Source organism: Pseudolactococcus plantarum (assembly GCF_002441715.1).
GTDB lineage: Bacteria > Bacillota > Bacilli > Lactobacillales > Streptococcaceae > Pseudolactococcus > Pseudolactococcus plantarum.
On sequence record NZ_JXJX01000002.1, the window covers coordinates 128,486 to 141,786 of the forward strand.

General features: G+C 38.9%; 6 protein-coding genes and 1 pseudogene. All 7 read right to left on the bottom strand.

The genetic code is table 11. From position 1 onward, the window contains the following. Window positions 1–9: 9 nt before the first annotated feature. On the bottom strand, window positions 10–3,636 hold the full coding sequence (gene rpoC, locus RU87_RS01680; RefSeq protein ID WP_068162696.1) for a DNA-directed RNA polymerase subunit beta': 3,627 nt from the start codon (window positions 3,634–3,636) through the stop codon (window positions 10–12). A gap of 164 nt (window positions 3,637–3,800) precedes the next feature. Beyond that, window positions 3,801–7,385 carry a DNA-directed RNA polymerase subunit beta gene (gene rpoB / locus RU87_RS01685; protein ID WP_068162693.1) on the bottom strand — a complete coding sequence of 1,195 codons (3,585 nt, stop codon included), beginning with the start codon at window positions 7,383–7,385 and terminating at the stop codon, window positions 3,801–3,803. A gap of 372 nt (window positions 7,386–7,757) precedes the next feature. Beyond that, entirely contained in the window at window positions 7,758–9,641 is a 1,884-nt protein-coding gene (pepO, locus tag RU87_RS01690; protein ID WP_068162691.1) for an endopeptidase PepO, read from the bottom strand. A gap of 136 nt (window positions 9,642–9,777) precedes the next feature. Next, a pseudogene (locus RU87_RS01695) lies at window positions 9,778–10,653 on the bottom strand (alpha/beta hydrolase). Window positions 10,654–10,842: 189 nt separating this feature from the next. Continuing rightward, window positions 10,843–11,442: an anaerobic ribonucleoside-triphosphate reductase activating protein gene (nrdG, locus tag RU87_RS01700; RefSeq protein ID WP_068162688.1), complete on the bottom strand. Its 600-nt coding sequence runs from the start codon at window positions 11,440–11,442 to the stop codon at window positions 10,843–10,845. After that, the gene (locus tag RU87_RS09605) at window positions 11,439–11,588 is read right to left on the bottom strand and encodes a hypothetical protein (protein WP_156470817.1); all 150 of its coding nucleotides are present in this window, start codon (window positions 11,586–11,588) and stop codon (window positions 11,439–11,441) included. The genes nrdG and RU87_RS09605 overlap by 4 nt, the downstream gene beginning before the upstream one ends. Window positions 11,589–11,664: 76 nt before the next feature. Continuing rightward, window positions 11,665–13,293: a putative polysaccharide biosynthesis protein gene (locus RU87_RS01705; protein WP_068162683.1), complete on the bottom strand. Its 1,629-nt coding sequence runs from the start codon at window positions 13,291–13,293 to the stop codon at window positions 11,665–11,667. Window positions 13,294–13,301: the final 8 nt, after the last annotated feature.

Sequence of the window (13,301 nt, forward strand, 5' to 3'; positions counted from 1 at the left end):
ACAAACAAGTTATTCAGTAATTTCTTCCACAACAGCGTCTGTTTCAACAGCTGGTGCTTCAGGTGTTTGTGCTAATGGTTCAAGATTGCGGTAACGTGCCATCCCTGTACCAGCTGGGATAATCTTACCAATGATAACATTTTCTTTAAGACCAAGTAATGGATCTTTCTTACCACGAATAGCAGCATCTGTTAACACACGAGTTGTTTCTTGGAAAGATGCAGCAGATAAGAATGAATTGGTTTCAAGAGATGCTTTAGTAATCCCCATCAGAACTGGACGAGATGTCGCAGGTACACCACCATCAAATAGAATTTGTTGGTTAGCTTCCTCAAAGTCAGCAATATCCATCAAAGTACCAGGTAATAGATCTGTATCACCAGCATCCATCACGCGAACTTTACGGAGCATTTGACGTACCATAACCTCAACGTGTTTATCGCCGATTTCAACCCCTTGGCTTCTATATACTTTTTGTACTTCGCCAAGTAAGTAAGTTTCAACTGAAAGTGTATCACGAACTTGAAGCAAATGCTTAGGTTGGATAGATCCTTCAGTAAGTGGTGTACCACGGTGAATAAAGTCACCAACTTCAACATGCATACGCGCTGTAAATGGTACTTCATACGTACGTGTATCCGTTTCTCCTTTAACCGTAACTTCTTTTTTACGTGTCGCTGCTTCCTCAGTAATTTCGATAACTTCACCAGTTACTTCAGTAATAACAGCTTCCCCTTTAGGATTACGTGCTTCAAAGATTTCTTGGATACGTGGGAGACCTTGTGTGATATCTTCAGATGATGCTACACCACCCGTGTGGAAGGTACGCATCGTCAACTGTGTACCAGGTTCACCGATAGATTGGGCTGCGATAGTACCTACTGCTTCACCAACTTCAACTGCATCACCTGTTGCTAAGTTGACACCATAACAATGTTTACATACACCATGACGTGTTTTACATGTAAATACTGAGCGGATTGTCACTTCTGTGATACCTGCTGAAATGATTTGTGCAGCAATTGCCTCAGTAATGAGCGCATCTTCACCAATAATCACTTCACCTGTTTCAGGATGTTGTACAGATTTACGTGTATAACGACCATTTAAGCGTTCTGATAATGGTTCTACCATTTCTTTACCAGTTGCGATATCGCTAATGACAAGACCACGGTCAGAACCACAATCATCTTCACGAATAATCACATCTTGGGCTACGTCTACTAGACGACGTGTTAAGTAACCAGAATCGGCTGTTTTAAGGGCCGTATCTGTCATCCCTTTACGGGCACCATGGGTAGAGAAGAACATTTCCAAGACTGATAGACCTTCACGGAAGTTAGAAATGATTGGGAGCTCCATGATTTTACCATTCGGCGCTGCCATCAATCCACGCATCCCCGCAAGTTGTGAGAAGTTGGAGATGTTACCACGGGCACCAGAATCCATCATCATAACGATCGGGTTAGACATGTCTTGCGCATCGATTAATCGACGTTCAAGTTCTTCTTTAGCCCCACGCCATACATCTGTAACGGCTGTATAACGTTCATCATCAGTAATCAATCCACGACGGAATTGTTTCGTGATTTGCGATACTTTATCATGTGCTGCATCGATAATCAAGTGTTTATCTTCAACAACAGGAATATCAGCAATACCAACAGTCAAACCAGCTTTAGTAGAATGGTGGTAGCCTAGGTCTTTCAAACGGTCAAGCATTTCAGACGTTAACGTCGTACGGAAACGTTTGAAGACTTCTGCGATGATATTTCCTAGATGTTTTTTCTTGAATGGAGGGACTAAATCAAGATTTTCGATAAATGCTTTAACATCTTCACCTGGTGCCATAAAGAAACGATCATCAGTTTGAGACGTTAAGTTATCTTGTGTTGGCTCGTTCAAGTAAGGGAATTCTTCTGGCATAATCGCATTGAAAAGAATTTTCCCTACGGTTGTGGCCATGATTTTATCTTTTTGATTTTCAGTCCAAGGTTTGTTTAATGATTTTGTTGCAATACCAACACGTGAGTGAAGGTGAACAAACCCATTACGCCAAGCAACTTCTGCCTCATCAGCATCAGCAAAGACCATGCCTTCGCCTTCACGATTGGCTTCTTCCATCGTAATGTAGTAGTTACCCAAGACCATATCTTGTGAAGGCGTAACAACTGGTTTACCATCTTTTGGATTAAGGATGTGTTCAGCAGCTAGCATTAAGATACGTGCTTCAGCTTGTGCTTCTTCAGAAAGTGGCAAGTGAATCGCCATTTGGTCACCATCGAAATCGGCATTGTAGGCTTCACATACAAGTGGGTGAAGACGGATAGCACGACCATCGATAAGCACTGGTTCAAACGCTTGAATACCAAGACGGTGAAGTGTTGGTGCGCGGTTAAGTAGTACTGGGTGTTCTTTAATAACATCTTCCAACACATCCCAAACATCTGGATCTTGACGTTCAACTTTACGTTTTGCAGCACGAATATTTGGTGCCATTTCACGTTTCACCACTTCGCTCATGACGAATGGTTTAAACAATTCAATAGCCATTTCACGTGGTACACCACATTGGTACATTTTTAATGTTGGCCCAACGACGATAACAGAACGACCTGAGTAATCGACACGTTTACCTAGTAAGTTTTGACGGAAACGTCCTTGTTTTCCTTTTAGCATATGGCTGAGGGATTTAAGTGGACGATTACCTGGACCAGTAATTGGACGACCACGACGACCGTTATCGACTAAAGCATCAACTGCTTCTTGTAGCATCCGTTTTTCATTTTGTACGATAATATTTGGTGCATTAAGCTCCATCAAACGTTTCAAACGGTTATTACGGTTGATAACACGACGGTACAAGTCATTTAAATCTGATGTCGCAAAACGACCACCATCTAGTTGTACCATCGGACGTAAATCTGGTGGGATGACTGGTAGTACATTGAGTACCATCCACTCAAGTTTGTTGCTTGATTTATTAAAGGCATCTAGCACGTCCAGACGACGGATTGCTTTAACACGTTTTTGTCCTGTTGCTGTTTGTAATTCTTCTTTAAGTGCTGAAATTTCAGCATCTAAATCAACAGCTTTTAACAAATCCTGGATTGCTTCCGCACCCATCTTAGCAACAAATGAGCCAAATCCATTTTTAAGCATTTGTTCTCTATACTCACGCTCAGTCAGTAATTGTTTCTTCTCAAGTGCTGTTTCTTTAGGATCAATCACCACATAACTTGCGAAATAAATAATTTCTTCAAGAGAGCGCGGACTCATATCTAAAGCTAAGCCCATACGTGATGGGATACCTTTAAAGTACCATATATGAGACGTTGGTGCTGCTAATTCAATATGTCCCATGCGTTCACGACGTACTTTTGCACGTGTGACTTGGACACCACAGAGTTCACAAACCTGATTTTTATAGAAAACGCCTTTAAGTTTACCACAGCTACACTCCCAATCTTTTGATGGGCCAAAAATACGTTCGTCAAAGAGACCTTCACGTTCTGGTTTTTGTGTACGATAGTTGATTGTTTCTGGTTTTTTGACTTCACCAAAAGACCAAAAACGGATTTTTTGAGGAGATGCAATCCCAATTTGCATACTCTCAAACTTATTTACATCGACCATTTTTTCTCCTGTAATTGAGAAGATTTGTATCAGTGAGTTGTGTGCAACTTCTGATTAAAATCTTTTGTTCTGGTTTTCTGTTCTGATAAGGTGCTTACTAAATAGTTCGCAGCTACTACACTGCTCATCTAATATAAGCACTAATCAGAGAGTTTTATATCTTTTTATTTCGCAGTTTCAATAGCGCTCTCTTCAGCTTCTACTGCTTTAGCGACTGCTAATTCTTTTGCCTCTAACATATCAACTGTGACTTCGATTTTTTCAGCATTATGTGGATCAGCATCATCGTCTAACTCACGAAGTTCCAATGCTTTATCTTCTGCATCAAGTACTTTCATGTCTAAACCAAGTGATTGTAACTCTTTTACCAATACTCTAAATGACTCAGGAAGTCCTGGAGCAGGGATTTTTTCACCTTTAACGATGGCTTCATATGCTTTTGTACGACCGACAACATCATCTGATTTGTAAGTTAAGATTTCTTGTAGAATATTAGCAGCACCATATGCTTCTAATGCCCAAACTTCCATCTCACCGAAACGTTGTCCACCAAATTGCGCTTTACCACCAAGTGGTTGTTGCGTAACTAGTGAGTATGGACCTACTGAACGTGCGTGGAGTTTATCATCAACCATGTGGTGAAGTTTGATCATGTACATGACACCAACTGATACACGGTTATCGAAGGCTTCACCAGTTCTACCGTCATAAAGTACAGTCTTAGCATCATCAGCCATACCAGCTTCTTTAACGGTATTCCAGATATCTTCATCACTAGCACCATCAAAGACTGGCGTTGCGATGTGTAAATCTAGGGTACGTGCAGCCATACCTAAATGGAGCTCCATAACCTGTCCGATATTCATCCGTGATGGTACCCCAAGTGGGTTCAACATGATATCAACTGGCGTGCCATCTGGTAAATAAGGCATATCTTCAACTGGTAAAATACGAGATACAACCCCTTTATTACCGTGACGACCGGCCATCTTGTCCCCAACATGGATTTTACGTTTTTGAACAATAAACACACGAACAAGTGTATTCACACCCGTTTGGAGCTCATCCCCGTTTTCACGACGGAAAATCTTCACATCGTGAACAATACCATCGGCACCATGTGGTACACGAAGAGAAGTATCGCGAACTTCACGCGCTTTTTCACCAAAGATGGCACGTAACAGACGTTCTTCTGGTGTAGGATCTGTTTCACCTTTAGGTGTCACTTTACCAACAAGAATATCGCCTTCTTTAACCTCAGCACCAATACGGATAATACCAAATTCATCTAGGTGACGCATTGCTTCTTCACCAACGTTTGGAATTTCTCTTGTAATTTCTTCAGGTCCAAGTTTTGTATCACGTGTTTCAGACTCATACTCTTCGATCGCAATAGACGTATAGACATCATCTTTGACGAGGCGTTCACTCATGATAACCGCATCCTCAAAGTTATACCCTTCCCAAGTCATATAAGCAACGAGTGGATTTTGACCAAGGGCCATTTCTCCACCTTCCATAGATGGACCGTTACCAATGATTTCATCTTTATCAACTTTATCACCTACTTGAACAAGTGGACGTTGGTTGTAAGATGTTCCTGAGTTTGAACGACGGTATTTCGTTACAGTATATTTGTCTAATTCGCCAGTCGTTCTACGAATACGGATTTCTCCACCATCAACAAATTCTACTGTTCCTTCATGTTTCGCCAAGATTGCTGCACCAGAATCACGGGCTGCTTGATGTTCCATCCCTGTCCCAACAAAAGGTGCATGTGGATCGATAAGTGGCACAGCTTGACGTTGCATGTTCGCTCCCATGAGGGCACGGTTGGAGTCATCATTTTCCAAGAAAGGAATACAAGCTGTGGCAACAGCAACTACCTGTTTAGGAGAGACATCCATGAAGTCAGCTTTATCAGCTTCAACTTCAATATTGTTTCCTCGTGTTCTAGCCATAACTGTATCAACAGCAAATTTGTTGTCTTCTGTTAATGGAGAATTAGCTTGAGCAACGATGTAATTATCTTCTTCATCAGCTGTTAGATAGTGAATATCATCAGTCACGACACCATTTACACGGTCAATACGACGGTATGGTGACATGATGAAGCCATATTCATTAATCTTACCAAATGATGATAAGTTATTGATCAATCCGATATTTGGTCCCTCAGGCGTTTCAATCGGACACATACGGCCATAGTGCGTATAGTGTACGTCACGTACTTCATATCCAGCACGGTCACGTGTCAAACCACCAGGTCCAAGCGCTGACAAACGGCGTTTGTGTGATAATTCTGACAGTGGATTATGTTGGTCCATGAACTGTGATAACTGTGAACTACCAAAGAATTCTTTGATTGCAGCTGTAACAGGACGGATGTTAATCAATGACTGTGGTGTCATATTTTCATCATCTGCTGAACTCATACGTTCACGAATGACACGCTCCATACGGCTTAACCCGATACGGACTTGGTTTTGTAACAATTCACCTACTGAGCGAATACGACGGTTACCTAGATGATCGATATCATCAACGCGACCGATACCTTCGTTAAGCGCTAACCAGTAGTTAACGTTTGCAATGATATCAGCTGGTGTTAGATGACGGACTTCTGGTGCAATTTGGCCATTTGAAATGACGTTAATCACTTTTTCAGGATCCTTTGGAGAATAAACTTTAACCACTTGAATCTCAATTGGTTCAGTCAAAACAGCATCATCTGAAGGATAAAGCGTCACAGTGTTTAAGCCGTTGTCTAATTCTGCTTCGATGCTATCTAAGACATCACGTGTCAATTCAGTATCTTGGCTAACTAAAATTTCTCCAGTTTCAGCACTGATCAAGGCTTCAGCTAATGTAAGTCCTAATAAACGGTTCTTAAGGGCTAATTTTTTATTGACTTTATAACGACCAACTGGCGCAAAATCATAGCGACGTGGGTCAAAGAAGCGTGATGTTAATAAGCTTCTAGAACTATCTGCTGTTTTAGGCTCACCAGGGCGAAGTCTATCATAGATGTCTTTTAGTGCTTCTTCCGTACGAGTATCATTTGCAAATTTATGAATATCTTTTTCAATAGTAGCTCGTGTTAACTCGCTATCACCAAGAATTTCAAAAATATCATCATCTGAACCAAAACCAAGCGCACGTAAGATTGTTGTAAATGGCAATTTACGTGTACGGTCAATTCTTACATAACCGATGCCTTTAGCATCTGTATCTAGTTCGAACCAAGCACCACGGTTAGGGATAGTGGTATGTCCATATGATTCTAAACCATTTTTATCTACTTTTGGATGGAAATAAGTACCAGGTGAACGTACTAATTGTGAAACGATGATACGTTCAGCACCATTAATGATAAAGGTACCCATTTCTGTCATGATTGGGAAATCACCAAAGAATACTTCTTGTGTTTTTAACTCTCCAGACTCTTTATCAACAAGTCTGAACGTCACAAATAAAGGCGCAGAGTAGTTTGCATCGTGCGCTCTTGCTTCCTCTATCGTATATTTTGGTTCTTTCATTTCATAACCGACAAACTCCAAGTCTTTTGTACCTGCAAAGTTATCAATTGGTAACATTTCTTTGAACACATCTGCTAAAGACTGTTCTAAGAAACGCTGATAAGAGTCAGTTTGAATTTCGATCAAATTAGGCAAATCAAGTACTTCTTTGATTCGCGAAAAGCTGCGTCTAGTACGGTGTTTTCCGTATACTACGTCATGTCCTGCCAAGATCTTCTCCTCTAATACTTATGTCTATTGATAAAAAATCCGTCAATAGACTTTACAGTGGATTGTGCAATGTGATCAACTAATAGCTTGACCACTCTTTTAAGTTTGTCGATAACCTTTTAAGAAAAAAGAATTTTCAGAAAGATTTTTTTTTGATTACAATTAAGGTTTTTAGCCTCTCAGAACATCAAAAAAAGCAACGAAAATAACTCTTCTCGTTGCTCACAAAGTACTAGGGACAAGATTTCCTAGCATTTTGCCGACAAACTGTTTAAATTATTATATCATATTTACTCGCATAATTCAAGATTTATTCCTTTTGTTAACTCACTTGTAGGAAAGAAAAAACCACAGAAAAGTGGTTTTTTACTACTACCAAATTTTGACACGATCTGCTGGATTACGCCACATCCCATCGCCTTCTTTAATCTCAAATGTATCAAAGAATTCATCTAAATTACTAGCTTGGATATTGGCACGAAGTTTACCTGGTGCATGGACATCCATGGATAACAACATTTGTTGATATTCCTGTGATGCTTTAATTCTCCAGATCTCTCCCCATTGTATGAAAAAGGCTTTCAAATCCGCATCTGACTCTCTTAACGCTGCGGTCATCGCCGCTGTCAAGCCACCGGCATCAGCGATATTTTCAGAGACAACGAGTTGACCATTCACTTTAGCACCAGCCAGCTCAAGGCCATCAAATTCAGCTATCATTAACGCTTGTTTAGCTTCAAATGCTTTAAAATCTTCATCTAGCCACCAGTTATTCATGTTACCAAATTCATCAAACCGTGCACCATTATTGTCAAAAGCATGTGAAATTTCATGTGCAATCACTGCACCGATACCACCATAATTTTGACTTGGTGTTTGATCGTTTTCTGAATAAAATGGTTTTTGTAAAATCGCTGCTGGAAAAACAATTGTATTACTATCTGGACTAAAATAAGCATTGACCATATGTGCTGGCATATGCCATTCAGTTTTATCAACAGGTTCGTTGAATTTTTCATAGTGTCGATGCGTACGCACAATATTAAAGCGAGCAACATGACTGTAAATACTATCATGCGATACTGTAAATTGTTCATAGATTTCAGGTAATTTATCCGGATAGCCGATAAAAACTGTCATCGCATCTAATTTTTTAATTGCTTTATCAATCGTCTTTCGACTCAACCAATCATTTTGTCTTAAACGTTCTTGATAAACGCTGATCATTTCAGTCGTCATACGCTTCACGTCTGCTTTAGCAGATTCTCCAAAATACTTACGACCGTAATAAAGCCCTACAGCTTGAGAAAATTGATCTGTTGCCAAATCATAGGCGTGCTTTTCTTGACTACGTGCTTGCGCAGTACCTGATAATTTACGAGAGAATTCACTGCCTAAAATGCGCAGCTCATCTGATAGATAGTGTGTTGCACTTCTGAGCAATTTGACTAACATCCAAGACTTAATGCGTTCAAAGTTTGCTTCATTGATAATATGATTAAAGTTGTCGTAGATACGTTTTTCATACACGATGACTTTGTCTGGTAATTTACCAATCAATGTCTTGATTACATCTGAAACAGGTAGCGTTGTAATCATCGAAGTAAATGCTTCTATTGATACTGGTTGATATAACTCGGCATATTTTGCCCATTCTTCCGATGTATTCGCATATTGAGCGACTAGCGCATCAAATTCGATAATGTTCTCAACATGTTTAGTTGCTTCTAGCTTACTATAACCAAACTCCTGCATGATAGCAATCGTATTATCCGCATAAAATGCCAACAATTCTGCCTTACGAGGATGTGATGGATCATAATAAGTTGTATCAGGTAAGATTAGGCCTGGACCAGAAAATGTTAAGGCATAGTGTACAGCATCTTTCATATCAGTATCTACTGATAAACTAAATGGTACAGGAAGTTGAGAATTCAAAATAAGATCTGGAATTTGCTTAGCCCAATCAGCAAAATTTTCAATTGCTAAAAGCTTATCTATCTCAGGTTGAACTGGTGTTACCCCAAATTCAAATCGTTCAATAAAGTCACCAGCTTTTTTATAAAATTTCGCAAATTCATTCATAACAGGAATGTCGAACTGTTTAATGGTTGCAAAATCATGCATCAATGTCTGCTCATTACTGATGACAAGTTCATCAAATGCTGCTATTCTAGGACGGTCAGAGGGTATTTCTGTGTTTGCTAACCACTCTGCATTAACCGCTTCAAATAAATCATCTTGAATCTTAACCATTCACAAAACCACCTTCTAAACTTTAAGTTACTGAAAAGAATGGGTATCACTAACCAATCTTTTTATGTTCTAAACTAATTTTTCCCGTATCACATCATATCAAGCTCATACCTTACGATCCAACACGACCATGACTTTATTTTGCTGATTTAGTTGGGGTTGTACTACCTATATTCGCATATAGTTCATGGATAATATAAGTCATGACATCTGGATTCCCAATTAATTCACTGTGTTGCGCGTCAGATCCGTAAAAGTTTTTCTGTGTAAAACTAGCTACTTGTCCCTGAAAAATTTTTTTACTCGAAGAGACACTCTCAAGCGGTACAACACCGTCTCCTGAATTATTTTATATCTCTCCTGCGATTGAGATCATGTCCAAACTTTTTGGAATTTTACGCTTAGCGGCAACTAATTTTTTGAGCATGTCCGTTTCTACTATCGTTTCTACACCACTGCTTGTTTTCTTCTCCAAAGGTAGCTGTGTATCAAAAGGCGTACCCAAGGTAATTAATTTTTGCATTTTTTGGGTATATTGACTAGGTGCTTGCTCTAAATAAATTGTCCAGGCTAAGCCACCATTTGAATGTCCTATCGCATTATACGTATCAAAAGCACACAAAGTATGCGCTTTTTTTAACGCCAATTGGACCCACTTTGCTTGTTTACCTACCGTCTCTTCAGAACTATCTACAAAACTGATAACGATAAACGGATTCACTAATTTATGATTTTGAGTAGCAGTCCACTCTACTGTTCCATCAGGTTGAACCTTTAATTTTATGACATCTTTATCGCCGACTTTAGCAGCCATTTGTGTAATAAAATCATCGAATCTATCCTCTGTGGCACTAGTCCCCGGGATTAGTATCAAAGGCATATCTTTCTTTATCACTATCTTCTTGTCACTTTTACTAAATACTTTAGTAATGAGTAAAAAAGATGATACTGAGACGATGATTAATAATACTAAAGTGACTATTATTGTTAGCTTATGTTTTCTTAATTTCATATATTAACCCTCAACCTATGTCGTTATTACTAATCTTACACCATTTGTTAAAAAAAAACTAATATCAAGTTTTTTAAAATTTTATTGATATTGATTAAGCCTAATTTTATGGCAACATATGCAGTATATACTTGTTATCTTACAAGAAGCATAACACTACGCTAATAAATAAAAAAAGTGCCACAGCACTTAAATCATTTTTTCTTTATGTAATTGTTCCACTGATTGATCCGGATCATTTAGATTTTCCCAAATTTGGACACACCCAGTTTTCAAAGATTTTTGTACATCTATGATCCGTTGATTACTTGAGCCACGAAATTGGAGTAATAGATTTTTCTTAGTTTGCTCAAACCTACCATCTACCAATATATCCAGCTCTGATAGCAAGGCTAACTTATCCTCACCCTCTAATAGCAACTCTTCCCATGTATAGCCAGTCCAAGACCAAATATCTTTATCAGGTAGTTCTGCTTTAATACGTTTGACAAGCGGTAATACCGTGTCGATATTTAAAAACGGTTCCCCACCTAACAGCGTCAACCCTTGAACATAAGGCTGTGCCATATCAAGCATTATCTGATCTTCTAATACTTTTGTATAAGGTGTACCAAACCTAAAATTCCAAGTCGCTTCGTTATAGCACCCTTCACAATGAAATAAACAGCCACTAACATACAAACTATTTCTGACACCTTCACCATCAACAAAGTTAAATGGTTTATAATCCGCAATATAGCCTTGGGAAAGTGCTGCTGACTGCCATTCATTAGGTTTAGGATGATTCATTTCTTACCTGATTTCTTGTTTTCCAAATACTGTTTTTTGATTGCTTCAAGCTTACTTTGCTTATCTGTTTTTTCTACTTTAAGTTTCTCATGAAACTTTTGAACTGATTGTTGACCTTTATAATCTAATTGAAATTTCCCCATCATACACCTCCTAAACTGTGAACTATTATGACATGCTGTTATGTTCATAACCTATCCAAAGACCAGGTTATGTCTTTACTTAAATATGTAAGCGTCGTCTAATGGCAGTTCCCTTGTCACCAAATAATTTTTCTAAATAGCCTAGTTTAGCAGCCATGACTAAATACGCAACAAAGCCAACACCACCGGCTAGTACGATTGTCAAAATCGTTTTATCTGGTAATACCACTTTAACAAAACTCATAATAACTGACATGATTAAAGTCATCACCAAAATACCCAGTACACCACGATAAGTGACTTTGATTGAGAATTGTGTCACTTGTTGAATCTTACGGATAAATAAGTAAATACCAACACCAAAAGCAATCGTGGTTGCAATCATAGGACCATATACTTCAAAAAATAGAATTGCAGGGATTTGAAGGATAAGTTTGATAGCTAATGTAACGCCAAAGTATTTCATCGCTGTTCTACTATGATGCAAGGCTTGCAACATAGGAGAAAGCATGGCATAACTCGCCAATAAAATACTCTGTAAAAAGGCAAAAACAAACAAATTCAGTTGGAGTTGACTAGGTGCTACATAAAATAAGGTATGGATTTGACGCGCTAATAAACTTAAGCCGACGACCACCGGTATCATGAAGACTGAAAATAATTGGATACTAAAACTGATTAATTGCCCTGTCTCTTTTTGATTACCCTTCACATAAGCCGAGGTAACCAATGGGATACTAACGCCACCTAAGGTCGTTGCAACCCCAAGTAAGACCATCGTCAATTTATCTGAATTAGCCGAGAAATAGGCAAAAAATACTTTTAATTGTGTATCTGAATAATTCGAAATCCAACGCATAATATGCGGAAAAGTCGACTGATCAATTAATTTAAAAATTTGGATTGCCGATCCGATGATAATAAACGGAATTGCTTGTCTTAATGTTTCTACTAAGAGATGAAGTCCATCTACTTGTCGATGCGTTTCACCAGGATTGAGAATTTTCTCGAAGTCTCCTTGCTTCATTAAAGATAAAACTAATACGATAAAACTTGCGATCATCCCTATAAACGCTGCAGTCGTAGACTGTGTCACAGCGGCTACCCAATCACCAGAGCCAATTTTCATAATCATAAATGCCGTAACTAGCATCCAGATGACACGAACAACCTGTTCCAACAACTGACTTAGTGCATAGGGTCTCATATCATTAATCCCTTGAAAATACCCTCGCATCACTGACATAGCTGGAAAAACCAAAACTCCTAACGATAAACTTTTCATCACAGGTATCAGTTCTGCACCACCACCTAACAAATCAGCAAAAAATGGTGCAAGTAAATAGAGTATTGCAGCAAACACAACACCCATGATCAACATGAAAAATAGCATCTGCCTCACTAAACGATAAGACATATTTTTATCATCTAGTGTGTTATATTTGGCCACTTCTCTAGAGATCGCTACAGGAATACCTGCCGTTGATATCAATAAAAAGAGTGCATAAACGTTATAGCCCATAGAGAAAACAGCATTCGCCTGATCGCCATGAGTCCCCATCCAAGCATACCATGGAATCAAATAAACGACACCCAGTATTTTCGACAAGAAATCGGCACCTGTTCGCCAAAAAGCACCCACCAACATCGTATTCTGTTGGTTTCGTGAACTAGCGCCTTCTTCTGTTTCAAAATCTGTATTATTCATTTATTATG